The organism is Streptomyces sp. NPDC056373 (genome assembly GCF_042262425.1).
In the GTDB taxonomy this organism is placed as follows: Bacteria; Actinomycetota; Actinomycetes; order Streptomycetales; family Streptomycetaceae; genus Streptomyces.
This window is the reverse complement of sequence record NZ_JBHJPX010000007.1, coordinates 330,570-356,538: the sequence shown is the minus strand read 5'-3', so window position 1 is coordinate 356,538 and position 25,969 is coordinate 330,570. Positions and strand designations below refer to the sequence as shown.

Sequence of the window (25,969 nt, the reverse complement as noted above, 5' to 3'; positions counted from 1 at the left end):
ACCTTCCGCTCCCCCGCTCGTCCCCACCCGAGGCAACCCACGAGGAGACACATGAACCCCCGCATCAGGCGAAGCGAGCGAGCCCGAGGGCCGCTCTCAGGTGTGCTGGTCGCCGCCACCCTGCTGACCGGCGGAGCGACCGCCACCACCGGGGCCGCGTCCGCCGCTGCGGCCACCACGGCCGCCGCCCCGAAGGCGAGCACCCTCGGTGCCCAGGCCGCGCAGTCCGGACGGTACTTCGGGACAGCGGTGGCGGCCGGGAAGCTGAGCAACGGTGTGTACACGGGGATCCTCGACCGCGAGTTCAACTCGGTCACACCCGAGAACGAGATGAAGTGGGACGCCACGGAGCGCTCCCGCGGCTCGTTCACCTTCGGCCCCGCCGACCAGATCGTCAACCGGGCCCTCGGCCGCGGTCAGCGCGTACGCGGTCACACCCTGGTGTGGCACTCCCAGCTGCCCGGCTGGGTCAGCGGCATCGGCGACGCCGGAACACTGCGCAGCGTGATGAAGAACCACATCACCACGCTCATGTCCCGCTACCGGGGAAAGATCCACTCCTGGGACGTGGTCAACGAGGCGTTCGCCGACGGCGGCAGCGGCCAGTTGCGCAGCTCGGTGTTCCGCAACGTCCTGGGCACCGGCTTCGTCGAGGAGGCGTTCCGCGCCGCACGCTCCGCGGATCCGTCGGCCCGGCTCTGCTACAACGACTACAGCATCGAGAACTGGAGCGACGCCAAGACCCAGGGCGTCTACCGCCTGGTGCGCGACTTCAAGGCCCGTGGTGTCCCCATCGACTGCGTCGGCTTCCAGGCCCACTTCGGCGCCGGGGGCCCTCCGGGAAGCTTCCAGACGACACTGGCCAACTTCGCCGCGCTCGGCGTCGACGTCCAGATCACCGAACTGGACATCGCCCAGGCACCCGCCGCCGCGTACACCAACAGTGTGCGGGCGTGCATGAACGTCGCACGCTGCACCGGCATCACCGTGTGGGGCATCCGGGACAGCGACTCCTGGCGGGTCGGCCAGAACCCCCTGCTGTTCGACAACAACGGCAACAAGAAGGCCGCGTACCGGGCCGCCCTGACCGCGATGGGCGGCACTCCGGTGGCGTAGCGGCCCACGAGCCGGGGCCCGGGACGCACCGTACCGCTCGACAGCAGGAACGCGGCGCCTCCCCGAAGACGGGAGGCGCCGCGTCCGAGCGTGTCAACGACCCGCGTGGGCGGGCATCACGAGCCGCCGCGCCGGGTGTCGCGGACGAGCCGCCAGTCCTGCGAACCGTCGTCGGCCGCGCTCTGGAGGGTCAGCGGCCCTCCCGCGGTCGCGCCGGTGAGGTACAGACCGGTGTTCTTGACCGACTGGAGCTTGTAGGAACCGTCGGCGTTCTTGACGAGGTTCCAGCTGCCCGTGGGACTGTCGTCGACCCACTGGCCGATCCGCTGGCCGGCCGTGGCGCTGCCCGTCCAGATCGCCGCCGCGCGTCCGCCCGACTTGTTGAGCAGCGTCGTACCGCCCTTCGGCTCGGTCACCACGTGCCAGTACTGGGTGTCCTGGTTCGCCGCGGCGCCGGCGTCCTCCAGGACCACGTCGGGGACGTTCCCGTTGCCGATGTTCGCGTCGTTGGTCCTGTTGCCGGTGCCGATCACCTGGCCCGTCCTGCGGTTCACCAGCCGGTAGTAGGCGCCGTCCGAATCGCCGAGGTCGACCTCGGCGTAGGCGATCGTGGACGTCCCCTGGTTGTTGAGGATCGCGACGCGGCCGGTGCCGTCGACGTACTGGAGGTTGCGGCTGTAGCCGGCCTGCGAGGTCGTCTGGTACTCCGTCCACACGCCGTCGCTGCGTCCGCTGTCGTTGACCCAGACGCTGCCGCTGTTCGCCGCGTTGTAGACCAGGCGCCCGTCGGGCAGCCGGACGACGACCGGGCTGCCGCCGCCGGAGAGCGGGCGGGAGCCGGCGGTGACAGGCAGTGAGCCGACGGACATACCGGTCTGGGAACCGCGGAAGAACTTCAGCGGGTCGTCGGCGATCACGTACCTGGTGTCGGCCCCGCCGCCCCAGTACTCGAACGTCAGCATCCACTTGCCGTCGGCCGTGCGGACGACATTGGTCATGCCCGGACGGCCGCCGCCGATCTCCGTCTTGCCGCCTCCCATGTCCTGGACCGATCCGGCGAGGTCGACGACGGCGTCGCTCCACTTCGTGGCGCTGCCGTCCCACGTGCGGTGCGCGAGGATCTGTCCGTGCGAGTCCGTGGCGGTGGCGTTCGCGGGGTCCGGCTTCAAAGCGCCGGTCTTCGGGTCGAAGCCGAGGTAGTCGTTCTCGTCGGAGTAGTAGCAGACGAGCTTGCCCTTGTAGACCATCAGGTACGGCTCCCAGAGGGGGTCGACCTGCTTGGTCTTGTTGGCGTCGGCGACGTTCCGGCCGATGGCACCCGCGCTGCCGCCCTGCCAGCCGCCCGTCGCGACGATGTTGAGGACCTTCCAGGTCCTGCCCTCGTCGGTGCTGGAGTACAGGGCGATCGCCAGGTCGCTGCGGTCGCCGTCGTTGCTCGGCGTCCAGCTCGGGTCGGCGGCCTTGTGCTCCGTGTAGTAGGCGTCGTCACCCGACACGACGCTCGCCAGCAGCAGGGTGCCCGCCTTCAGCTTTCCGACGTTCTGCGGCAGCACGTAGAGGTAGGGGTTCGTCCAGTTGCTCGTGTATTTGGCGTACCTGGGGTCCTTCGAGAGGTAGGCGGGTGCCTCGACCTCGGACAGCGGCTGCCAGCTCGTGCCGTGGTCGTCGCTCTTGTAGACGGGCAGGGTCTGGCCGTCGGCGCTTCCCGACCCGGTGACGACCGTGGACTTCTCGAACGAGGCGACCAGGCGCCCGCCGGGCAGCTGGGCCGTCTTCGGGTAGACCGCGCAGTTGCCCCGGCCCTTCAGGCACGGCTCACTGCCGAGCTGGTAGACGATCCCGCCCGTCGGGTTGTACGCCTGCGCGCTCCCGGCGGGTATCGCCAGCAGCGCGGAGGCCGCGGCGAAGGTCCCCAGGGTCCTGACGGTCCTGGTCGTTCTGGTTGTCCCTCTCGGGGACGACCACGGTGCGGCTCGGTTCATCGGTTGTGTGTCTCCTTCTGCTAGGTTGCTGCGACCTGCTCGGTTGCCGCGACGAAGACGCGCACGTCCCACGCGCCGAGTGAGACGGACGTGCCGGCCCGAAGCGCCCCGCCGTCCAGCACGTCGGCCAACTCCACCGGCGCTTCGACCCGGGCGGGCTCGAAGCTCCAGTTGTGGACGACGTGGACGCGGCGGCCGTCGGCGGACGTGCCGGTGGTGACGGTGACGGACGCGGGCAGGTCGCGCCAGCCGCTGCGCGGCTGCGGCGCGAGCCAGGTGGCGAGCGCCCGGGCGAGGGAACGGCCGGGGACCGTGCCGACGTGGGTGACGCGGCCGGCTCCGTGGCGGCGGGTGGTGAGCGCGGGCCAGCGTCCGAAGTGCGGGTGGTCGTACTCGCCGAGGACGTCGGCGTCGGTGACGGTCAGACCGTCGACCCAGTGGGTCGCCGTCGCGTCCTCCGGCACCTCCAGGGGGCTGCCCGCCGTCGCCCGCACCGGGAGGGCATGCGTGAGGTTGCTGAACTCGTCGTACGACACTCCCGCGGCCTCGGTGAGACGTGCGGGTGCCGCCTCGTGCCGGGCCCGGGCCTCGTGGTCGGCGTACCCCGTGCGGGGGCCGAGGACCAGGTGGCCGCCCGCGTGGGCGTAGGCGGCGAGCCGGTCGAGCAGCTCGTCGTGGGCGATGTAGAGCGCCGGGACGACCAGGACCGGGTGGCGCAGCACGGCCTCCTCGGGTGTCAGGCCCGCGTTCTCGCCGCGGGGGTCGTGCAGTTGGCGGGCGTGGACGATGCGGACCTGGCGGCCGGCCTCGAAGGCGCCGCGGTAGAAGGGGTCGAGGATGCGGTGGTAGGCGGCCGGGTCCGGTGCGCCGGCGGCGTTCGCCAGCGGCGGGTATTTCTCCATCAGCCACTTGCTGGGCGTGGAGTGGACGACCGTGATGTCGGCGTCCGGTTCGAGGTCCGCGACGAGCGAGCCCGCCCGCTCGAACTCGGCGCCCAGGCGGGCGATCTCGGCGTACGTCCGGCCGGGCTGCCCGGTGTGCGGCAGGACTCCGCCCCAGTACGTCTCCGCGCCGAAGCGCAGCGTCTGCCACTGCCAGTACTCGATCATCCGCGCGCCGCGCGCCACGTGCGCCCAGGCGGCCTGGCGCCACTGCCCGTCGTAGCCGGGCCGGTTGTCCCAGCAGAAGCCGATGGAGTTGGCGTTGGTCTCGGTGACCAGGAAGGGCTCCTGACGGGAGGAGAACATCCAGTCCGCGGTCTGGTACATCGACCAGACGCCCGTGGTCTTCCAGACCTGCTCGTGCTCGTCGGGTGTGGGGTCGGGCAGCAGCAGGCCGTCCTGCATGTCGTAGTACGGATTGCCGGAGGCGATGTCGAGCCGGGCGGACAGCTCGTCGTCCGCGACGCCCTGCCGGGTGTAGGAGATGCAGGTGGTGACGAACTGGCCGGGAGGGGCGTACTCACGGACGATGTCCGCCTGCCAGCCGATGAACTCGGTGACCTGGCGGGCCTGGAACTCCCGCCAGGCGACGTCGTACTGGGGCTGTTCGTTGCCGTCCGGGGTCCACAGGTCGGCCCAGGTGGACAGGCGGTGGGACCAGTAGACCAGGCCCCACTCCCGGTTGAGGGTCTCGACGTCCCCGTACTTCTCCCGCAGGTGGTCCGTGAAGCGCTGGAAGACGCCGTGGTTGTGGAAGAGGTGCAGGCCCGGCTCGTTGTCCACCTGCCAGCCGATCACCGCCGGATGGTCCGCGTACCGGGCGACGATCCTGCGGATGATCCGCTCGGCGAAGAAGCGGAAGGCAGGGTGGGTGAAGTCGACCTCCTGGCGGGCGCCCCAGCCGATGCGCTCACCGGTGCGCCGCTCCCCCGTGATCTCCGGGTACTGGCGGGCCAGCCACGGCGGCACCGCGTAGGTCGGTGTGCCGAGGATGACGTCGATGCCGCGTTCGTGGGCGCCGTCGAGAACCGGCTGCAGCCAGTCGAGGTCGAAGCGGCCGTTCTCGGGCTCCCAGGTCGACCAGACCGACTCCCCCACCCGGATCACGGTGAAGTGCGCCTCGGCCATCAGGTCGAGATCGGTCTTCAGCCGTTCGCCGGGCCGCAGACCGGAATCGTATGTGGGGGTGTACTCGTGGTAATACGCGGCACCGAACAGAACGCGGGCGGGCAGATCCGCCATGGGAGGAACCTCCGTGAACAAGAAGGGGGGTACGGGGGGCTGCGCGCGCCCTACTGCTTGACGCTGCCTGCGGCCAGGCCGCTCTGCCAGTAGCGCTGGAGCAGCAGGAAGGCCGCGACGAGCGGCACGATCGAGATCAGGGAACCGGTCAGGACCAGGGGGAGCATGTCGCTGCTGGCGCCCGCGCCACCGTTCTGTGCCTGCTCCGCCCAGGAGGACAGCCCGACCGTGACGGGGTACAGGTTCGGGTTGTTGAGCATGATCAGCGGCAGGAAGTAGTTGTTCCAGGTCGCCACGAGGGTGAAGAGCAGGACGGTCACCAGGCCGGGGGCCAGCAGGCGCAGCACGATCCCGAAGAAGATCCGTGCCTCGCCGGCCCCGTCGATGCGGGCCGCTTCCAGGAGGCTGTCCGGGACGGCGTCGGAGGCGTAGACCCGCATCAGGTACAGGCCGAAGGGGTTGACGAGGGAGGGGAGGATGACCGCCCAGGGGGTGTTGACCAGGCCGACGCCCGCGAACAGCAGGTAGGTCGGGATCGCCAGGGCGGTGGCCGGGACCATGATGGCGCCGAGGACCAGGTTGAAGGCCAGGCGGTCCCCGCGGAAGCGGAACTTGGCGAATCCGTACCCGGCGGCGGCCGCGAGCAGGGCCGCGCCGAACGCGCTGACTCCGGCGTACACGGCGGTGTTGAGCAGCCAGTGCACGAAGACGCCGTCGTCCTGGGCGAAGGTCGCCCGGATGTTGGTCAGCAGCTGCGGGGCGTGCGAGAACCACAGGCCGAAGCTGTCGAACAGCCCTTGGGTGTTCTTGGTGGAGGCGATGAGCAGCCACAGCAGCGGCAGCAGGAAGTAGACGAGCGCCGCGAGCATGGCGATCGTCAGCGGGGTGCTGCGCCGGGACCGGCGACGCGGTGGCGGCGCCGGGGTGTGCTTCCGCTCGGTTCGGCGAGCGGCGGTGGTGCCCGCGGGAGTGGTCATGGTCACGGGGTCCTCCTGCGGTTCGCCGTGAGCAGGACGCCGTAGGAGGCGATGACGATGACCAGGCCGAGGAGGAAGGAGACCGTGGCCGCGAAGTTGACCTGCTGGCCGGTGAAGGCGAGGGAGTAGGCGTAGAGGTTGGCGGTGTAGGAGCTGCTGATGACGTCGGGGGCGATCTTCATCAGCAGGTTCGGCTCGTTGAAGAGCTGGAAGCTGCCGATCACGGAGAACAGCAGGGTCAGCAGCAGGGCGGGTTTCAGTGCGGGGAGCTTGATGGACCTCGCGATGCGCCAGGGGCCGGCGCCGTCCATCGCGGCGGCCTCGTACAGCTCGTGCGGGATGGTCCGCAGGGCCGCGTACAGAATGATCATGTTGTAGCCGACGAACTCCCAGGTGACGACGTTGGCAAGGCTGCTGAGCATCCATCCGTCGCTGAGGAAGTTCGGGGCCGGTACGCCGAGTTCGCGGCTCAGCTGGGCGAACGGGCCGAAGTCCGGCCCGTACAGATACCCCCACATGAGGGCCGCGACGACGCTCGGCACGGCGTACGGCACGAAGATGCCCAGCCGGATCACCCGGGCCAGCCGCAGCAGTCCGCTGTCCAGCGCGAGGGCGAACACCAGCGCCAGCCCGAGCATCAGCGGGACCTGGATGAGGAAGAACAGCGCCACGCGGCCGACACCGCGCAGCAGCAGGGGGTCGGTGAGTGCGGTGACGTAGTTGTCCAGGCCGACGAACACCGTTCCGCCGACGAGGCGTTCCTGGAAGAGGCTCAGGTAGGCGGCGTAGCCCAGCGGGGCGAGGAAGAGCAGCAGGAAGAGGATCAGGAACGGGGCGACGAACACGGGGCCGGCGACACGGCGGCGACGCGGGCCGGCTCCCTTCGGCCTCGATGCGGGTGGTGCGGTGGCGGCGGTCATGTCACGTTCCCTTGACGGTGAAGCCCTGCTTCTTGGCGTACGTGGTCAGGCGGGTCTGCCACGCGCCGAGCGCGGCGGCCGTGTCGGCCTTGCCGGCGAGGGACTTGCCGACGGTCTCGATCCAGTCGGTCGCCGCCTGGTCGTAGAAGGGCGGCCACTGGAAGGCGGGGTCGACCGTGTCGCCGATGGAGGCGAACACCTCGTTGACCTTCTGCCCGCCGTAGAAGGGGGCGGCGTCACCGGTGAAGGAGGGGTCGGTGAGCAGGGCCTTGGTGGCCGGGAAGAAGGACTGCTCGAGGGCGAAGAGCTTCGCGCCGGCCGGGTCGCTGTTGAGGAACTGGGCGAACTGCGCTGCGGCGATGGCGTTCTTCGTCGATCGCAGGACGGCCGTGGTCGAGCCGCCCCAGTTCCCGGAGGCCGGCTTGGACGCGTCCCACTGTGGCAGCGGGGCCGCGCGCCACTTGCCGGCGGTGGACTTGGCCGAGCCGGACAGGAAGGCCGGCCCCCAGGCCGCGGTGAGCCAGGTGGCGTACTTGCCCTTGTTGAAACCCGCGTACCAGCCGTCCGTGAAGTCGGGGTCGGTGCTGATGACGCCTTCCTCGGCGAGCCCGCCCCAGTACGCGGCGAGCTTCTTGGAGACGGTGTCGTCGACGCTGATGGACAGGTCGCTCTTGCCGGAGACGCCGTACGGGGTCGCGCCCGCCTGCCACAACAGGCCGTGCCAGGCGGCGGGTTCGTTGGCCGCGAAGTTGGTCAGGTAGACGTCCGGGTCGGCCTTGTGCAGTTTGCGGGCCGCGGCGGCGAAGTCGTCCCAGGTCTTGGGGACCTGGATGTCGTGCCGGTCGAAGATGTCCTTGCGGTACAGCATGCCCATCGGGCCGGTGTCCTGGGGTATCGCCCAGACCTCCCCCTTCGGGCCGCTGACCTGCCCCCACGTCCAGTCGACGAACTTGCCCTTGAGGGCCGAGGCGCCGTGCGGGCCCAGGTCGAGCAGGCTGTCGGTGATCGTGAACGTGGGGACCGCCTGGTACTCGATCTGTGCCAGGTCCGGGGCTCCGCTGCCGGCCTTCAGCGCGGTGCGCAGCTTGGTGTAGTGCGTGATGCCCTGGCCGGCGTTGACCACCTTGACCTTGATCGCGGGGTACTTCTTCTCGAAGAGGGCGACCTCCTTCTGGATGTTCGGGACCCAGGTCCAGAAGGTCAGCTGGGTCGGCGTCCGCATCGCCTTGTCGATGTCGGACCGGCTCACCGGCTTGGCCGCGGCGGACGAGCCGCCCGAGTTGCCACCGCCGCCGCAGGCCGACAGGGCCGCGCCGAGAGACAGCGCTCCGGTGGCGGTGAGGAAGAGCCGGCGGCTCGGTGCGGACGAGGGGATGGAGGTTGTGGACATGCTGGACTCCCGCCGAGGCGAAGGAAGAGGAAAGGCAGAGGCCGGCAGCGGCATGCCCGGGGAGAGCGAGGTGTGCGAAGGGTGGGAACCGGTGACCGCGGACGCCGGGGTGACCGAGCCGGGAAACGGGTCCTGCGAGGTGGGTGGCCCCCCGGTGGGCCGGTCGGGCAACCGCCTGTGGTGGCGCTTGTACGGGTGGAGGGTGCGGGACCGGGACGGTGCCGGCGGATGTCCGGTCCCGTCGTGGTTCCCTCGCACCCCGCGGGTGACGAAAACGGGACCGGGCGTCTCCGTCAGGCGGCCGGAGGGGCGTGGGCCTCGCCGGCCAGGGGCTGCACGGTATGTCGTAGCGGAGCCGAGTCCGCCCGGGCCGGTGGCGGCGCGGTGGACGAACGGACGACGAGCTCGACGGGTTGCGCCCGCGCCGTCGGCAGCTCCGCCTCCGGGTTCTCGATGGCGTGGACCAGCAGCCGCAGCCCCTCGTCGGCCACCGCGTCGAACGGCTGGCGCACCGTCGTCAGCGGCGGGCGGACGTAGGCGGCCAGCGGGATGTCGTCGAAGCCGACCACGCTGACGTCCTGGGGCACCCGCAACCCGGCTTCGGTGAGGGCGCTGATCAGGCCGACGGCCATGTCGTCGTTGGCGGCGAACACCGCCGTGAGGTCGTTCCCGGCGGCCAGCCGGCGTCCTGCCGCGTACCCGGACGCGGCGGACCAGTCGCCCTCGGCGACCGGGGGCTGCTCACGGCCACGCGCCGCGAGGGCCTGCCGCCAGCCCGCCAGCCTGTCCCGGGCGGCGAACCACCGTTCGGGGCCCGCGAGGTGATGGACCGTCGGATGTCCCAGGTCCAGCAGGTGTTCGGTGGCGGCCCTGGCCAGCGCCTCGGAGTCGACCCCCGCGGCGATGGTCCGCTCGCCCGTGCGGGTGCCGGCCGGCGCCCCGAGGACGAGCACCGGAACCTCCGAGGCGAGCGGATCGGCGTCCTCGTCGATGGGCTCCGACACGACGATGCCGTCCACGCCCCGCTCCAGGAGCGACTGCACGGCGCCACCGACGCCGCCCTGGTCGCCTTCGAGGGTGTTGACCACGCTCAGCGCGTATCCCGCGTCCCGCGCCGCCCGCTCGACACCGAGGAGCAGCGAGGCGGGACCGTACAGGGCCGTTCCCAGCGCCACCACGCCGATGGTCCGGGACCGCCCCGAGGCGAGGGCCCGTGCCGCGTTGTTCAGCCGGTAGCCGAGCCGGTCGGCCGCCTCCAGCACGCGGCGGCGCACGTCCACCGAGACGTATCGCTCGCCGTTGAGGACCCGTGACACCGTCTTCTGGGAGACACCCGCGGCTTTCGCCACGTCGACGCCTCGCGGCGCGGCGGGACCGCCGTCCCGCCCCCTTGCTCGCGTCATGGCGTCTCCCGATGTGCGGTGGATCGGATCTGATCGTCTGGACGGCCTCGGTCGCCCGCCTCTGTCGCCGGGTGACTGCGCTGTCATGACTGCGCAGACATATCTACGCAGTCGCGTGCGCCGCGTCAAGACTTCGTGCGAAGTCCGTTCCTCCAGCGGCCCGGGCCCCGGGGACTTCGCCTGTTGGTCCGGACCGGGGCGGCCGGGTGCCCGGCGGATACCGAGGGAGGTGCGCCGGGCGTCCTGGCAGGTCGGCGGGCTCAGGCGATCGCACGGGAGCTCAGGGGGCACCGGGCCCGTGAACTCGGCACCACGATCGAGCGCTCGACTACGACCTCAGGCCCGAACGGTCATCACGGCCGCCGCCGGGAGCACGGCGCGCCGGGCCCACCAGCTCCGGCAGCCCGAACGAGCACCCGCGACGACCGCAGGCCCGAACAGTCATCACGAGCGCACGGCGCGCCCGGCCCACCAGCTCCGGCAGCCCGAACGAGTGCTCGGCGACCGGAGGCCGGAACACGCACCACCGCCGCCGGGAGCCGGCCCGCCGGACGGCCGGCCGTGGCGTCTCAGCTCAGGTCCGGGGTCACCGGCGTCCCGCCCTCGTGGATCCGGCCGTCCCGCCGCCAGGGCCGTAGCTTCTCCGGGTTGCGGACAGCCCAGATCCCGGTGACGCGACCCGCAAAGACGCCGAACGAGGCCACGGTCATGACGATGCCGGCCCGCTGGGCCACCAGGCCCGGCCTGCCGTTGACCGACCGCTCCAGCAGTTCGAGGCCCGGAGCCTTGTCGGCGATGGCGACCATGTACTGGGCGATGTGGGTGCCGCCCTCGACGGGGCGCCGTGCGGCGCCCGCCAGGCCGCCGCCGTCGGCGGTCATCACGGCGGCGGGGTCGAGGAGACGGACCAGGGCGGCGATGTCCTTGCTCTCCCAGGCTTCTTTGACGTGCCGCACCACGTCGGCCTGGCCGGTCGCCTTCTCCTGGGTACGCGCGGCGCTCACCCGCCGCCGGGCGGAGGCCGCAAGCTGCTTGCAGGCCGCGGGAGTTCGCCCGAGAACCTCGGCGATCTCGGCGAACGGGTAGCGGAAGACGTCGTGCAGGACGAACGCCACCCGCTCGGCGGGCGTCATCGACTCCAGGACGACGAGGAAGGCCACGGTCACCGACTCGTCCAGGACGATCTGGTCGGCGGGGTCCGCGGGGCCGGTGCGGGCGGAGCCACCCACGGGGCCCCACTCGGCCCGGTCGGGCAGAGGCTCGGGCAGCCACGCGCCGACATAGCGTTCACGGCGGGCCCGGGCCGAGCCGAGCAGGTCCAGGCAGATGCGGCTGGTCACCGTCGTCAGCCAGGCGCCGGGAGAGAGGATCTCCTCCCGCCGACTTCGTGGCAGCGCGTACCAGCGTGTGTAGGCGTCCTGCACGGCGTCCTCGGCCTCGGTGACCGAGCCGAGCAACCGGTAGGCGACATTGATCAGTTGGCGTTGCTCGCCGGCTGTCTCGTCCGTACCGGTCCAGGCCGTTCCCATGTGTCGGCGTCCCCCTCGCCTTACCTTTCGCGCTCCCGCGTCGTCGGGCTGTCGAGACCTTATCGATCTCCTGCCCGAGGGCGGAAGAGAGGACTGTGACATGGCCACTGAAGTGACAGCGGCGGCACGGCGCGGCACCGCGTTCCTGCGGATCGCGATCGCCCTGCAGACCCTGACGATCTTCCTCCAGGCGGTGTCCGCCGGCTTGCTGCTGACCTCGTCCTACGGGGAGATGCTGCACAGCGTCGGAGCGCGGGTGATGTACGGGGCGTCGATGCTGTACGTGCTCGCGGCGGTGCTGGCGTGGAAGCCGGGCGGCGGCTCACCCCGCCCGATCTGGTACGCCTCGGGTTTCCTCGCACTCGCCTCGCTCCAGGTCGTGCTCGGCATCGCGCACGTCCCGTCGCTCCATCTCCCCCTGGGCGTGCTGATGTTCGGCCTGAGCTGTGATCGCCGTGCTCGCCTTCGCGATCCCCAGGCTGAGCGACATGCTGCTGGCCGCCGTCAACGCGATCGGCCTGATCGTCGCCCTCTACTACGGCCTCACCGCACTCGCCTGCGCGGTGCGCTTCCGCTCCGCGCGGCACGAGGGAGCGCGCGAGGCGCTGCTCGCGGTCGGCGTGCCGGCCGTGTCCGGGCTGGTGCTGCTGGGCCTGGGCGCCTACCTCGGCTACTCGTACCTCACCATGAGCGACCACTTCGAACTGAGCCCGGACAACGGGTGGTTCATGTTCTCGCTGCCCGCCGTGATCGTGCTCGCCGGCCTCGGCATGGCCGCCGTCGCCAAGTACGTCCGGCGCTCGCCCTACTTCACCACCGGGCGCGGCACCGACGCCGAGGCCCTCACCCTGCCGATGGACCGCACGGCGGTCTGACCCCCATGGAGCTCACCCCCATGTCGCACCCCCCTGCCCCGGGATCCGCCGACCTCGTCCTCACCGGCGGCCCCGTGCACACCGTCGACCCGGCCCGCAGCCGCGCCACCTCGGTGGCCGTGCGCGGCGGGCGGATCGTCGCCGTCGGCCACGACGAGGTGCGCGAGCTGATCGGGCCGCGCACCGAGGTCGTCGACCTCGCCGGAAAACTGCTGCTGCCGGGCTTCCAGGACGCCCACGTCCACCCGATGGGCGCCGGCCTCGAACTCGGCCTGTGCCACCTGGGCGACACCACCGACGCGGGCGAGTACCTGCGCAGGATCGCGGCGTACGCCGACGAGCACCCGGACGTCGAGTGGATCACCGGGGGCGGCTGGTCCCTGGAGGCGTTCCCCGGCGGCTCCCCCACGGCCGCCGCCCTCGACGCGGTCGTCCCGGACCGCCCCGTCTTCCTGCCCAACCGGGACCATCACGGCGCCTGGGTCAACAGCCGGGCCCTGGAGCGTGCGGGCATCGACGCCCGGACCCCCGACCCCGCGGACGGCCGGATCGAGCGCGACGCCGAGGGCAACCCCACCGGGATGCTCCAGGAGGGCGCGGTCCACCTCGTGGGCCGGCTGGTGCCCGGCCCCACGCCGGAGGAGCAGCTCGCCGGTCTGCTGCGCGCCCAGGCCGTGCTGCACGCGCACGGCGTCACCGCCTGGCAGGACGCCATCGTCGGCACGTACGCCAACCTGACCGACCCGGCCCCGGCCTATCTGACGGCCCTGGACCGGGGTCTGCTCACCGCGCGGGTCGTCGGCGCCCTGTGGTGGGACCGTGAGCGGGGCGCCGAGCAGATCGGCGAACTCGTCGCCAGGAGAGAGGAGTTGAGCCGGGACCGGTTCCGTACCGGGACCGTGAAGATCATGCAGGACGGCATCGCCGAGAACCACACCGCCGCCATGCTGTCCCCCTACCTGACCGGCTGCGGCTGTGCCTCGGACAACAGCGGCATCAGCTTCGTCGAGCCGGGCGAGCTGCGGAAGTACGTCACCGAGCTGGACGCGTACGGCTTCCAGGTGCACTTCCACGCGCTCGGCGACCGGGCGGTGCGTGAGGCGCTCGACGCCGTGGAGGCCGCCCGGGCCGCCAACGGCCACCGCGACACGCGGCACCACCTGGCGCACCTCCAGGTCGTCCACCCCCGCGACCTGCCGCGCTTCCGGGCCCTGGGCGCGAGTGCCAACCTGCAGATGCTGTGGGCCGCGCACGAACCGCAGATGGACGAGCTGACCCTGCCCTTCCTGGGCGCGGAACGCGGCGCGTGGCAGTACCCCTTCGGGGATCTGCTGCGCGCCGGTGCGACCCTCGCGGCCGGCAGCGACTGGCCCGTCAGCAGCCCCGACCCGCTCCAGGCCATCCATGTCGCCGTCAACCGCGTCTCCCCCGAGGCCCCGGACGGCACACCTGCCTTCTTCCCGGAGCAGCGCCTCGACCTGGGTACCGCCATCGCCGCCTACACGGCGGGCAGCGCCCATGTGAACCACCTCGACGACATCACCGGCAGCATCACCGTCGGCAAGGCGGCCGACCTGGTCGTCCTCGACCGCGACCCGTTCCGGGGGCCGCCCGAGGAGATCGCCGCGACCCGGGTCCTGGAGACCTTCGCCGAGGGGCGGCGGGTCCACACCGGCGCCTGAGGCGTGCTCCAATGCTCCGGGGCCCGTCGGTACGGAGGGGGATGAGGCGCGGTGGGGTCGTCGGGGGACGGGGTCATGCGGTCCGTGGTGTGGATACTGCTCGCCGTCGTGACGCTCGGCGTCGGAGTGGCGTCGGCCCGCGAGGTCGGCGGGGCGTTGGAGCGGGAGAGGGAGTACCGCGGCGCAGGGGCCTGTGCCGCGGTTCCCGTCGAGGCGTCGGGGTGCGTGTGGGAGCAGGAGTTCACCGTACGCAGCGCCGCCATGAACCGCGGGAAGCGGGGCGAGGCCCCGGAGGCGGAGCTGGTGCTGCCGTCGGGCAAGCCGTGGGAGGTGACGTTCCCGCGGACCGAGCCGGTGATGTCCGAGATGGCGCCCGACGAGAAGGTGGTCGGCGTGATCTGGCACGGGCAGGTCGTCGAGGTGCGGGACGCCGAGGGGCGTCGGCAGCAGACGTCCGACGGGCCGGTGGGATGGCCCGAGGATCGTCTGGGCGGTGCGCTGGCCTGCCTCTCGTTCGGCCTGGCGGCCCTGGTCGGCGGGGTGTGGCCGCTCTTCGCGCGGGGCGACGGGCGTCGGGTGACGGCGGCGAAGATGGTGCGGTGGCACGGCGTCGGCCTGGGCGCGACGGCGATCCTGACGCCCTGGGCGCAGGCCGCCAACGACTGGCCGTTCTGGGCCGTTCCGGCGATCTGGGGGCCGCTCGCACTGCTGATCCTGGCGTCCATGACGGCTTTCGCCCTCGGCGCGCTGCGCGGCGAGCTGGACGACGACGCACCCGCCCCGCAGCAGCCGGAGCCACAGGCTTCGTGACGGCCTGACCGCTGAGGGCTGCCGGGTCCACCGGACTGCGTGCGACGACGCCGTCCGGGCACGGGAGCTGCGACCCGCGCGTCTACGCCGTCTCATGCGGTCCGTTGTCGCGCCACCACGGGCGGGCCGTGGGGCCGAGGAGCTGCGGGTCGCGTTGCCGCTCAGGTCTGCCGGGCGTGCACGGGACTGTGGGCGACGTCGTCCGGGCACGGGCCGTGCGGCTCCCGCGTGCGCCGGTCGCGTCTCCAGTCGTACGCCGCGAGGGCCAGGGACGCGGCCATGCCGAGGAGCCCGGCGGCCATCGCGAGGAAGAGCGCGCCGCGGTAGTCGTCGCTCCGGCTGCCGAGCACCAGGTAGTAGAGGCCGGGCAGGGCGGCGGTGCCCACGGCGGCGCCGAGCCGCTGTCCGGTCTGCAGGGCGCCACCCGCCGCTCCCGCCATGTGCACGGGCACGTCGCGCAGGGTCATGGTGATGTTGGGGGAGATCACGCACCCTCCGCCGACGCCGCCGAGGAACAGGACCGGGGCGGCGATCCAGGGCGCGATGTCGAGGGGCGCGAAGCGCAGCAGCAGCGCGGTGCCGCCCAGTCCGAGGATGACGCCCGTGAGCCCGCCCACGGTGAGCAGGCGGCCGAGCCGGTCCACGAGCCGCCCGGAGACGGCGGCCGCGACGGCCGAGCCGAGCGCGAAGGGGGTCACGGCGAGGCCCGACTCCAGCGGGGAGAAGCCCAGGCCGTGCTGGTAGAAGAGGGCGAAGACCAGCCAGACACCGCTGAAGCCGATGAAGTAGAGCGTGCCGACGCCGGCGCCGACGGCGTAGCCGCGCACCGTGGTGAACAGGCGCGGATCGAGCAGCGGCTGGGTACCGCGGTCCAGCAGCCGGCGCTGCCAGCGGGTGAAGACGAAGAGCAGCGCGGCACCGGCGAGGAACATCCACCACAGCCGGGTGAGGCCGCCGGCCTCTGCCTGGACCAGCGGGTACATGAGCGCGAGCACGCCGAGGCCGAGGAGCAGGACTCCGGGCAGGTCCACGTGTTCCCGCCCGGAGCGCCGGGTGCGGGGCAGCAGACGGCGGCCGAGGAGGACGGCGAGGATGCCGATGGGGACGTTGACGTAGAAGATCCAGCGCCAGCCCTGGGCACCGTCGGCCAGGGCGAGGATCAGGCCGCCGGTGAGGGGGCCGACGGCGGAGGAGATGCCGACGGTGGCGCCGAAGAAGCCGAAGGCGCGGCCGCGTTCGCCGCCCCGGAACATCTGCTGGATGAGCGCGGAGTTCTGCGGGGCCATGAAGCCGGCGGCCAGCCCCTGGGCGAGCCGGGCCACCACCAGCAGGGTGATGTTCGGGGCCGCTCCGCAGGCTGCGCTGAAGAGCACGAAGCCGCTGAGGGCGATGAGGAAGATACGGCGCCGGTCCAGGGCGTCGCCGAGGCGTCCGGCCGTGACGAGGGCGAGACCGAAGGAGAGGGCGTAGCCGGACACCACCCACTGCACCTCGGCCGCGGAGGCGTGCAGCTGCTGCTGGATCGTGGGCAGGGCGACGGCCACGATCGACACGTCCAGCAGGCTCATGAAGCCGGCCACCAGAGTGACCCACAGGGCCCGCCACCGCTTCGGGTCGGGCTCGTACCCGTCCTCCCGCGCACCCTGGTCGTGGCCGCCCGCCGCTGACGCCGTCACTTGGGCTCCTCTCACCAGGAACGCACCCGGCGACTCAAGTTCCCCCGCCGGGGCACGGGCACACACCCGTCCCGGAGATCCTGCCGGACGGCGCTGCGTCCCGCCTCTCGCCCCGCGCACCCGTGCGTCACATTCCGTGATCAACCAGACGCCGTGTGAACGGGGTTGTTTGAGCGCGCGAGATCTGTGCAGGCGTGGTCTTTGGGAATGCGAACGGCGAAAGGAACCACGTGATGGCGGAGACCGACAACGACGAGTCGGTGGATCCCGCGGCGGTGAGACGGCACCGGGTGCTGTTCCGCGCGATCGAGAAGCGGCGCAACCCGAAGCTGCGTCGCAGCGACATCACGGTGACCGACGATGCGGCGGTCAAGCGCGCCACCAAGGCCGCCGCCCTCGGCAACGCGATGGAGTGGTACGACTTCGGCATCTACAGCTATCTGGCGTCGACCATCGGGCGGGTCTTCTTCCCGTCCACCAACGACACCGCCCAGCTGCTCGGCTCTTTCGCGACGTTCGCGGTGGCCTTCCTGGTCCGTCCGCTCGGGGGCATGGTCTTCGGGCCGCTCGGGGACAAGGTCGGACGCAAGCGCATCCTCTCCCTCACCATGATCATGATGGCGGTGGGGACCTTCGCGATCGGCCTGGTCCCCTCGCACGCGGCCATCGGCCTGTGGGCCCCGGCCCTGCTGATCTTCTTCCGGCTGGTGCAGGGCTTCTCCACCGGCGGGGAGTACGGCGGCGCCTCGACGTTCATCGCGGAGTACGCGCCCGACAAGCGGCGCGGCTTCTTCGGCAGCTTCCTGGAGCTCGGCACGCTCGCCGGTTACGTCGGCGCCTCCGGCCTCGTCGTCGTCCTGCAGATGCTCCTCAGTGACGACCAGATGCTGTCGTGGGGCTGGCGCGTGCCGTTCCTCGTCGCGGCCCCGCTCGGCCTCATCGGCCTCTACCTGCGGCTCAAGCTGGACGAGACGCCCGCCTTCCAGAAGCTGGAGGGCGGCCAGGCCAAGGCGAGCGAGGCGGCCGACGCCGTGGAGACCTCGGCGGCCGCCGACCTCGGCAAGATCTTCACCCGGTACTGGCGGCCGCTGCTGCTGTGCCTGGCGCTGGTCGCGGCGTACAACATCACCGACTACATGCTGTTGTCGTACATGCCGACCTACCTGTCCGACGAGCTGGGCTACGGGACCAACCACGGGTTGCTGATCCTGCTCATCGTGATGGTGCTGCAGATGTGCGTGATCAACCAGGTGGGGCGGCTCTCGGACCGCTTCGGGCGCAAGCCGCTGCTGATGGCGGGGATGCTCGGATTCCTGTTCCTGTCCCTGCCGTCGTTCCTGCTCATCCGGCAGGGCAGCGTCGTCCTCATCACCGTGGGACTGCTGCTGATGGGGCTCTCGCTGGTGGCGATGCTCGGCACCATGTCGGCGGCGCTCCCGGCGCTCTTCCCGACCCAGGTGCGCTACGGCTCGCTGTCGGTGGCCTACAACCTGGCCACCTCGATCTTCGGCGGTACGACACCGCTGGTGATCACTGCTCTGATCAGCGCCTTCGGCTCGACCCTGATGCCGGCGTACTACGCCATGGGCGCCGCGGCCATCGGTGTCGTCGCCGTGCTGTGCATGCGCGAGACCGCCAACCAGCCCTTGGCCGGCTCCCCGCCGTCCGTGGAGACGCAGGCCGAGGCGGAGGAACTCGTCCAGGCGCAGTCCCCCCAGCCCAGGTTCTGACCGCGAGGTGAAGGGCCCCGTCCGCGACCGTGCGGGCGGGGCCTTTCACGGTTGGGGCCGGGCGGAGCGGGAACACGGTGCGCGCCAGGACCCCCGAGGTGAGGCCGGTGAGGCGATGACCGAGTACGAGCGTTCCCGCACGATGCCCGCACAGCCCGAGCACGTCTTCGACCAGGCCGCGAACGTCGGACGGCTGGACAGCTGGCTGCCGCAGGCCCTGCACGTGGAGGCCGGGGATCTCCCGGCCGTCACCGTGCACGAGGACCGCACCGACGAGGACACCGACGCCGTGCTGCGGGCCCGGCCGGAACAGATGCGGCTCGAGTGGGGCACCCGTGAGCAGGGCGGCTACGCGGGCTGGCTGCAGGTCGCCGGGCTCGACGGCGGAGCCAGTGAGGTGACCGTGCACCTGTCGTTCCTCGACGACCGTCACGACCCGGGCGAGCGGGCCGCCACCGACGCCCTGGACAGCAGCCTGCGACGGCTGGAGGAGCAGGTGCGGCTGCACGTCGACCACGCCGGCTGACCCGCCGCGGCACGCGCGAAGCAGGGCGGGAAGTCATTCCCCCGCGGAGGCGTCCCGCTGGGCGCGTCGCCCGGCCGCGGCGACGTCCCGCATGGACAGCAGGAAACGCCGGACCACGGCCAGCTCCGCTTCGTCGAAGGACCGCATCGAGCCGACCATCTCGTGGATCAGCGGCCCGAAGAAGGACCAGCCCAGCCGGACGGCCTCGGCCCGCACGACCAGCAGCACGCGCCGGCGGTCCTCGGTGTCCCGTTCCCGGCGCACCAGCTCCAGTCGCTCCAGCCGGTCGACCAGGGCCGTGGTCGAAGCCGAGTTCACTCCCAACCGCGCGCCCAGCCACCCCGGGGTGGCGCGCACACCCTCGCGGCCGGCGTCCAGCAGATGGATCAACGCCCGTACGTCCGTGGGATGAAGCCCGTTGCGGCCCGCGAACTCGGCCGCGAACAGGTCCAGTTCCATCGTCACGGCCCGCAGCAGATGCACCATGCGCAGCCCGGGATCCTGGTCGTCCATGCTTCACTCCCCTAATATCTTGTTTGTCGAGAGTATCGGTGATCGAGCCGAATGGGGCGGGGACATGGATGACACGGCAGCGTTCTCCAGGGCGTACGACGACGTCCTGCGACGGTGGCCCGAGGACGTGCACGCCGTCGACGTCCCCACCCCCTACGGCAGCACCCGAGTCCACATCAGCGGGCGCGAGGACGGCACCCCGCTCGTCCTGCTGCCCGGCGGCGGAACCACCTCGACCGCCTGGTTCGCCACCGTCGCGGCCCTGGCCCCCGCCCATCGCGTCCATGCCGTCGACCTCATGGGCGACATCGGCCGCAGCGTCCACGACGGAGCACCGCTGCGCGGCGCAGCGGACCTGACGGCCTGGCTCGACGCCCTCTTCGACGCGCTGAACCTGGACGGCGCGCACCTGTGCGGCCACTCCTACGGCGCCTGGATCGCCCTCCGTCACGCGCTGCACGCGCCGCGTCGGCTCGGCAGGCTCGCCCTGCTCGACCCGGTCAACTGCTTCACCGGCATGAGCCCGCGCTACCTCGCGCACGCCCTGCCGATGCTGCTCAGGCCCAGCGCCGAGCGGGTGCGCGCCTTTCACCGGTGGGAGACCGGCCGTGACCCCGAGGATCCGGTGTGGCGGGCGTTCCTGGGGAGCACCGCCGCCGCCCGCCGGTCGAAGGTCGTGGCCATGCGGCGCCCCGAGGCGCGGGAACTGGCGGCGTGCACCGTCCCGACCCTGGTGGTCCTGGCGGAACGCAGCCGTGCCCACGATCCGTCGCGTGCGGCGGCCGCCGCGCGCCGGCTCCTGCCCTCGGCGAGCGTCGTCACGCTGCCCGGCGCCTCCCACCACTCCCTGCCCACCGAGCGGCCCGCCGAACTCAACCGGCTGCTGCGGGAGTTCTTCGCCTGAACGCCCCTCGGGGCCGTGTTCGCACCCCTGGTGCGGCTCGGGCCCGGTCTCGGACGGCACCGGCATCCCGCACATGAGCGGCCCGGCACGAGCAGGTCAGAGCCCACGCTGCCCGGGTTCTTGTTCGGAGTCTGTTTGTTCAGCCCGCTCCGGCCGACGTCGAACAACCAGGACCGCTATCCCTTGGTCGGCGGGCACCGACCGGGGTCCGCCTGGAGGGGGGCGGGGTGGTCATGACAAGGCGCGGGGTGAAACGGGGGACGCTCCTCGCGGTGGCGCTCGGCTGTGTGGCCGCGGGCGCCGTGATCGCCGCGGGGGAACAACGGCCGCCGGACGCCGGAAAGGCCGACGGCGCCGCCGTACGGGCCCTCACGGCTCAGGAGAAGAACCGGCTCCACCGGGCGGAACAGCTCTTGCTGCGCACCTGTATGCGGGAACACGGCTTCGAGTACCACCCTGTGCCGCGCGATCCCGTACCGCAGGCCAAGGAGTTCCCCTATGTGGTGGACGATGTCGCCTGGGCCCGCAGACACGGCTACGGCAGCGACATCCAGCGCGAGATGGCCCGGATGCGCGAGAAGGACGTCAACCAGCGGTACTTCCGCTCCCTGCCCCCCGATCGCCGGGCGCAGGCGTTGCGTGCGGCCAACGGCCGGGACCCGAACGGCGTCACCGCTCGCACGCTCGACGGCATGGTGCTGCGACGCAGCACCGAAGGCTGTCAGTCGCAGGCCGACCGCGTCCTCTACGGCGATCTGGCGGCCTGGTTCCAGGCCGAGGTGGCGCAGGATTCGCTCCCTGAGGTGCGCCGCAAGCGCGTCATGGCCGATCCGGCCTTCGGGCGGGCCGTCAAGCAGTGGGCTCGTTGCATGCGCGCCGCCGGCCATCCCTACGCCGGCCCGGCTCAGTTGCGCGAGGAGGCGCTGCCGGGCCCGGGCGAACCCGCGCTCGCACCGCGGCAGGAGATCCGCCTCGCCGTGGCCGAGGCCCGCTGTGCCGCCGACAGCGGCCTGGCCCGTACGGCACAGGCGTTGGACCGGACGTACACGATCCGGCTTCGCCACCAGTACCGCTCCGAGCTGGACGCAGCGCAACGGCTTCAGCTGGGAGCCCTTCCCCGGGCCGACGAGGTCATCGGCGACACGCGCTGACCCGTCGGGGCGGGGCGAAAAGAGAAGGCGTCACCCGCTCCACCCATGCACAGGAAACCGGGAACGGCCGTACAGCGCGGCCGATTCACACCACCGTGAAAGGCATCGTCATGCGCGTATCACGTTCGCTCGTCCTGGGGACGGCCCTGGTCGCCCTGGGCACCGGGCTCCTTCCCGCCGTCACCGCCCACGCGGCGGCCCCCGGCACCTCCCGGACCACGTCCGCGTCAGCCGTCCCGACCGTACCCGCGGGCGTCCAGGCCGACGGCAACCTCCACTTGTACCGCGACACCAACTACGCCAACTACTGCAGGGGTTACGTCGGCAACTCCGCGGACTGGGGAACCTGCCGCAACCAGGTCTCCTCCCTGTGGAACAACGGGTACCCCGGGAACCTGGACGACGTCTGGGTGTACTACGGCCCGAACTACACCGGCGCGCGACGGGGCGTCTACAACGGTGTCGCGATTCCCGACCTCGCTCCGTACCCGTTCGACGCGGGGACGGGTACCGGAGCGGGCCAGTCGATCAACAACAACATCGCCTCCCACCGGTGGACGAACCTGTAGCCGTCTGACGTGACGAGGTCTGCGGGCCGCTCGTCGCGGCGGCCCGCAGCACCTGACAACGTCTTCCCGTACTCCCTGGCGATCGTCCCGCGCAGCCGATCAGCGATCAGCACGGCGCCCGATAGGGCGCCTCCGGGAGGTGCTGGTACCACTGGTCGCGGGTGAGGTGCGGGCGGGCGGTCCGGCACACGCGGGCGGAGACCCGTTCGGGTTCGGGGTCCCACAGTCGCACCGTGTGGTCGTTGGAGCCGGTGGCCAGGGTGCGGCCGTCGGCGGTGAAGGCGACGGCGTTGACGTCTCCCGCGTGGCCGGTCAGCGTCGCGAACTCCTCGGGAGCCCGCGCGGCCGGCATCTTCCACAGACGCACCGTGTCGTCGTTGCCCGCGGTCGCCAGCGTCTGGCCGTCGGGGCTGAAGCCGACCGCGTGCAAGGGCTCGGCATGTCCGGTGAGTTCGGTGGAGCGGCCCCGGAACCGGCCGTGGGCCAGGGGCCACAACCGTGCCGTGCGGTCGTCGCTCGCGGAGACCAGCATCCGGCCGTCGCCGCGGAAGGCGAGGGATTTGACGACCTGCGTGTGTCCCCGGAGCAGGCCCGGGCTCCGCGACGGCAGGGACGAGGTGAGCGCCCACAGCCGGATGACGCCGTCCGCACCTCCGCAGGCCAGGCTGCGACCGTCCGGCGCGAAGGCCACCGATTCCGCCGTGCCGGGCAGGAGGGCCCGCGAACGCGGGCGGTGCGGGTCGGTGATGTTCCACAGGCGGGCGCCCTCGTCGTCGGCGGTCACCGCCACGCGGCCGTCGGGACTGATGGCGACCGCGTCGACCGCGCCGTGCGCCCTGAGAGCGGCCAGGAAACGGGGCCGACGTGGATCGGTCACGGACCACAGGCGGGCCGTGCCGTCCAGGCTCCCCGAGATCAGGGTCTCGCCGTCGGCGGTGAAGGCGAGCGCGTTGACCGCGGCCGTGTGCCCGGCGAGCGACGCGAGTTCGTGTACGGCGCGGGGGCGCGTTGTCGACCACAGGCGGACGGTGCCGTCATAGCTGGCCGACGCCAGCACGCCGCCCCGCGGGGCGACCGCCACCCCGTAGACCGAACTGCTGTGCGCGGCAAGGGTGTCGGTGGCCAGGTCCCACAGCCGCGCGGTGCCGTCCTGGCTGCCGGAGGCCAGGGTGGCGCCGTCCGGTGCGAACGCCACGGACTTCACCGCCCCGTTGTGCCCCGTCAGGTGCTCCGCCTGATAGGGGCGGCCGGCACCGTGCAGGCTCCACAGCCGTACCCCTTCCACACCTCCCGAGGCGAGACTGTGTCCGTCGGGGCTGAAGGCGACCGCGTGGACCTTGTCCGTGTGCCCCCTCAGGGTGGCCGCCCGGGGCGAGCTCCGGCGGTCGGTGACCGCCCAGAGACGTACGGTGTGGTCCCAGCCGCCGGCCGCCAGGGTGCGACCGTCGGGGCTGAAGGCCACGGACGCGACGACGCCGCGGTGTCCTCGCAGCGGCGGCAACGGCCGCGGACGGCGAGGGCGGGTGACGTCCCACCGGCGGACGGTGCGGTCGGTGCTCCCGGCGGCCAGCGTACGGCCGTCCGGGCTGAAGGCGACAGACGTCGGACGGCCGTCGCCCGTGACGTGCCCTCCGGACCCGCCCTTCGCCGGACGCAGACCGGCCATCGGCCGCAGACCGTGCCGCCGCGAGGAAGACCACAGGCGCAGGACGCCGTCCTGTCCGGCGGTCGCCAGGGTGCGGCCGTCCGGGCTGAAGGCCGCCGAGAGCGGGACGCCGGTGTGACGGGTCGACAGCCGCCGGGGGCGCCGGGGATCGGTGATGTCCCAGAGCTGCACCGTGGCGGCCCCGTCCGTCGCCTTCGGGCCGGCGGGCCCCCCGCCGGCGAGGAGCAGACGGCCGTCCGGGCTGAAGGCCGTGGCACGCGTGCCTTCCGTGAGAACGGGACTGCCCTGGACAGCGGGTACCGTGCCGAGGGCCCGCGGCCGGTGCGGGCGGGTGGCGTCCCACAGCCGTACTCCCCCGGCGTGGCCGGTGGCCAGGAGACGGCCGTCCGGGCTGAACAGCACGGGCACGTCACCCCGGTGGCCGGCCAGTTCGGTGGCGTACGGGGTGGTGAAGGCACTGAGCAGGCTGCTGCGAGCCTCGACCGTGGGCGACAGCCGATAGGCGGCCAGCGACAACTGCAGCGCCAGGGCGGGGTCGGCCGACCGCAGCGTGCGGACCTGCTCGGCGACCCGCCGGGAGGTGGCGATGTCCCGTTGCTGGTCGGCTCTGTGCTGGGCTCGGACGGCGACGACCGTGGCGATGCTCGCCAGGGCGAGCAGAAGGCTGAGCAGCGCGATCAGACGGCGCATGCGCCGCACCCGCCGTCGTGCGGCGGCCTGTTCGGCCAGGTCGGCGGCCCGGGAGGCCTCGAGGAACTCGCGCTCCAGAGCGCTCATGTCTCGCGGGGCACCGGCGGACCACTCGGCGACCAGGGCCAGGCGCGACCCGCGGAGCAGGACCTCGGGGTCCCGGCCGACCGATACCCAGGCCTGGGCGGCTTCGGTGAGCAGGCGGTGGACCCGCACACTGTCGCGGTCCTGGGCGAGCCAGTCGCGCAGGCGGGGCCAGCAGCGGATCAGTGCCTCATGGCTGATCTCGACACTGTCCTGGTCCAGGGACAGCAGTCGTGCCGCGGCCAGCCGTTCCAGGGTCACCGCGGTGCCGGGGTCGGTGCCGTCCACCTCGTCCCGGGTGATACGCCGCTTGGTGTCCTCGGTGCCCTCCCCCAGCGCGCACAGGCGCAGGAACACCCCCTTGGCGATCCGCTGTCCGGACGCGGTCAGGCCGGTGTAGACGCTCTCGGCCGTACGTGCCAGGGCGCCTTCGATTCCCCCCGCGGCCTGGAATCCCGTCATCGTCAGCGTGTTGCCCCGTCGGCGCCGCCAGGTCTCCAGCAAGGCGTGCGACAGCAGAGGCAGGACGCCCACCCGGTCGTGTGTGTGAGCCACCAGCTCCGCGAGCAGCGCTCCCTCCAGCGTGCACCCGGCACGGACGGCGGGCCCGGTGATCGCCCGGCGCAGTTCGTCGGTCGTCAGCGGACCCACGGCGACCTGGGCGCCCCCGCACGCCTCCGACAGTTCCGGATGACGGGTGCAGTGCGGGTAGAAGTCGGCACGCACGCCCAGCACCACCCGGCAACGGCTGTCCTCGGCGTGCGCGGCCGCGGCCAGCGCCCGGATGAAGCGGGCCCGTTCGCCGCTCTCCCGGCACAGCGTGAAGACCTCCTCGAACTGGTCCACGACCAGCAGCAGTTCCGCGCCGTCGCCCTGGTCGGCCAGCGCTTGCCGCACCGCCCGGTGCAGGGCCTGGTCGCCGGAGGCGGAATCGACGTGCTGGGTCTCGGCCGAACGCGCGGCAGACGGGACCAGAGCGGCCGTGCTCGTCCGCAACGGGTGCGCGCCGGGCACGAGCACCACCGTTCGCCGCCGGCCGTGTGCCGTCTGCCAGCGCGGTACGACACCCGCGCGCAGCAGGGAGGACTTGCCCGACCCCGAGGCGCCGAACACCGCGACGAACCGGCTCTTCTCCAGCTGGGCCGTCACCGTGTCGACCAGTCGCTCCCGTCCGAAGAACCAGTCGGCGTCCTCCGCTTCGAACGCCGCCAGTCCGCGGTACGGGGCGACCTCGCCGGTACCGTCGCCCGGTCGGTCCCGCTCGGCTCCCTCCGCCTCGCTGCCGGCGGCGGCCAGCTCGGCCGCGACCTCCTGCCACCGCTGCTTCCACTGGCGTACATCGCCGTCACACGCCTCGACGTAGGCCAGGGCGACGGACAGCGTGGGCAGTCGGCGCCCCGCGGCCGCCTCGGACAGTGTCGCCGCCGAGTAGTGCGCCCGCTCGGCCAGGTTCCGGTAGGTCGGGCTGCCCGCCTTCTGCCGTAGTCGGCGCAGATCGGCGGCGAACTTGAGCAACGAACTCTCCCCCACGTCCAGCGGACGCTCTCTGCGCGGCACCCAAGTCCCCCTCATGCACCGGGCCCACATCTGTCT

At 72.1% G+C, this 25,969-nt stretch carries 18 protein-coding genes and 2 pseudogenes; 9 read left to right on the top strand and 11 right to left on the bottom strand.

Translation table 11 applies throughout. The features are described from left to right. Positions 1–51 precede the first annotated feature (51 nt). Positions 52–1,113 (top strand): annotated as a pseudogene (locus ACFCXS_RS17360) (endo-1,4-beta-xylanase); the annotation flags it as partial. Between the two features lie 119 nt (positions 1,114–1,232). On the opposite strand, the gene ACFCXS_RS17355 reads toward ACFCXS_RS17360, so the two are convergent. The 8 genes from ACFCXS_RS17355 to ACFCXS_RS17320 form a co-directional block, all read right to left on the bottom strand. Then, positions 1,233–3,098, bottom strand: coding sequence for an RICIN domain-containing protein (locus ACFCXS_RS17355; protein ID WP_376644183.1), 1,866 nt, complete (start codon positions 3,096–3,098; stop codon positions 1,233–1,235). A 20-nt stretch (positions 3,099–3,118) separates the two neighbouring features. Next, positions 3,119–5,281 carry a beta-galactosidase gene (locus ACFCXS_RS17350; protein ID WP_376644182.1) on the bottom strand — a complete coding sequence of 721 codons (2,163 nt, stop codon included), beginning with the start codon at positions 5,279–5,281 and terminating at the stop codon, positions 3,119–3,121. 50 nt (positions 5,282–5,331) lie between these two features. Further along, a complete protein-coding gene (locus ACFCXS_RS17345; protein WP_376644253.1) occupies positions 5,332–6,258 on the bottom strand; it encodes a carbohydrate ABC transporter permease in 927 nt (308 codons plus the stop codon). Between the two features lie 2 nt (positions 6,259–6,260). Next, positions 6,261–7,178 carry a carbohydrate ABC transporter permease gene (locus ACFCXS_RS17340; RefSeq protein ID WP_376644181.1) on the bottom strand — a complete coding sequence of 306 codons (918 nt, stop codon included), beginning with the start codon at positions 7,176–7,178 and terminating at the stop codon, positions 6,261–6,263. 1 nt (position 7,179) lies between these two features. Next, positions 7,180–8,568 carry an ABC transporter substrate-binding protein gene (locus ACFCXS_RS17335; RefSeq protein WP_376644180.1) on the bottom strand — a complete coding sequence of 463 codons (1,389 nt, stop codon included), beginning with the start codon at positions 8,566–8,568 and terminating at the stop codon, positions 7,180–7,182. Positions 8,569–8,861: 293 nt separating this feature from the next. Next, positions 8,862–9,971, bottom strand: coding sequence for a LacI family DNA-binding transcriptional regulator (locus ACFCXS_RS17330; RefSeq protein ID WP_376644179.1), 1,110 nt, complete (start codon positions 9,969–9,971; stop codon positions 8,862–8,864). Between the two features lie 569 nt (positions 9,972–10,540). Further along, positions 10,541–11,500 (bottom strand): RNA polymerase sigma factor SigJ, encoded by a 960-nt coding sequence (gene sigJ / locus ACFCXS_RS17325; RefSeq protein ID WP_376644178.1) that lies wholly within the window; start codon positions 11,498–11,500, stop codon positions 10,541–10,543. Between the two features lie 222 nt (positions 11,501–11,722). Further along, positions 11,723–11,890, bottom strand: a complete 168-nt coding sequence (locus tag ACFCXS_RS17320; protein ID WP_376644177.1) for a hypothetical protein — start codon at positions 11,888–11,890, stop codon at positions 11,723–11,725. A gap of 53 nt (positions 11,891–11,943) precedes the next feature. Here ACFCXS_RS17320 and ACFCXS_RS17315 point away from each other — a divergent pair. The 3 genes and pseudogenes from ACFCXS_RS17315 to ACFCXS_RS17305 form a co-directional block, all read left to right on the top strand. After that, positions 11,944–12,375, top strand: a pseudogene (locus ACFCXS_RS17315) (amino acid transporter); the annotation flags it as partial. 20 nt (positions 12,376–12,395) lie between these two features. Further along, positions 12,396–14,057, top strand: coding sequence for an amidohydrolase (locus tag ACFCXS_RS17310; RefSeq protein ID WP_376644176.1), 1,662 nt, complete (start codon positions 12,396–12,398; stop codon positions 14,055–14,057). 75 nt (positions 14,058–14,132) lie between these two features. Further along, complete coding sequence (locus tag ACFCXS_RS17305) at positions 14,133–14,867, top strand: hypothetical protein (RefSeq protein ID WP_376644175.1); 735 nt, start codon at positions 14,133–14,135, stop codon at positions 14,865–14,867. A gap of 161 nt (positions 14,868–15,028) precedes the next feature. On the opposite strand, the gene ACFCXS_RS17300 is transcribed toward ACFCXS_RS17305, so the two are convergent. After that, positions 15,029–16,543 (bottom strand): MFS transporter, encoded by a 1,515-nt coding sequence (locus tag ACFCXS_RS17300; protein ID WP_376644174.1) that lies wholly within the window; start codon positions 16,541–16,543, stop codon positions 15,029–15,031. 233 nt (positions 16,544–16,776) lie between these two features. On the opposite strand from ACFCXS_RS17300, the gene proP reads away from it, so the two are divergent. Then, positions 16,777–18,273: a glycine betaine/L-proline transporter ProP gene (gene proP, locus ACFCXS_RS17295; RefSeq protein WP_376644173.1), complete on the top strand. Its 1,497-nt coding sequence runs from the start codon at positions 16,777–16,779 to the stop codon at positions 18,271–18,273. A 115-nt stretch (positions 18,274–18,388) separates the two neighbouring features. Continuing rightward, positions 18,389–18,799: an SRPBCC family protein gene (locus ACFCXS_RS17290; protein WP_376644172.1), complete on the top strand. Its 411-nt coding sequence runs from the start codon at positions 18,389–18,391 to the stop codon at positions 18,797–18,799. Between the two features lie 33 nt (positions 18,800–18,832). On the opposite strand, the gene ACFCXS_RS17285 is transcribed toward ACFCXS_RS17290, so the two are convergent. Further along, positions 18,833–19,312, bottom strand: a complete 480-nt coding sequence (locus ACFCXS_RS17285) for a MarR family transcriptional regulator (protein ID WP_376644171.1) — start codon at positions 19,310–19,312, stop codon at positions 18,833–18,835. A gap of 64 nt (positions 19,313–19,376) precedes the next feature. On the opposite strand from ACFCXS_RS17285, the gene ACFCXS_RS17280 reads away from it, so the two are divergent. The 3 genes from ACFCXS_RS17280 (at position 19,377) to ACFCXS_RS17270 (ending at position 21,936) form a co-directional block, all read left to right on the top strand. Further along, positions 19,377–20,216: an alpha/beta fold hydrolase gene (locus ACFCXS_RS17280; protein ID WP_376644170.1), complete on the top strand. Its 840-nt coding sequence runs from the start codon at positions 19,377–19,379 to the stop codon at positions 20,214–20,216. Positions 20,217–20,449: 233 nt separating this feature from the next. Next, the gene (locus ACFCXS_RS17275; RefSeq protein WP_376644169.1) at positions 20,450–21,367 is read left to right on the top strand and encodes a hypothetical protein; all 918 of its coding nucleotides are present in this window, start codon (positions 20,450–20,452) and stop codon (positions 21,365–21,367) included. A 110-nt stretch (positions 21,368–21,477) separates the two neighbouring features. Next, entirely contained in the window at positions 21,478–21,936 is a 459-nt protein-coding gene (locus tag ACFCXS_RS17270; RefSeq protein ID WP_376644168.1) for a hypothetical protein, read from the top strand. 106 nt (positions 21,937–22,042) lie between these two features. Here the strand turns inward: ACFCXS_RS17270 and ACFCXS_RS17265 are convergent, their stop codons facing one another. Next, complete coding sequence (locus ACFCXS_RS17265; RefSeq protein WP_376644167.1) at positions 22,043–25,933, bottom strand: XRE family transcriptional regulator; 3,891 nt, start codon at positions 25,931–25,933, stop codon at positions 22,043–22,045. Positions 25,934–25,969 lie beyond the last annotated feature (36 nt).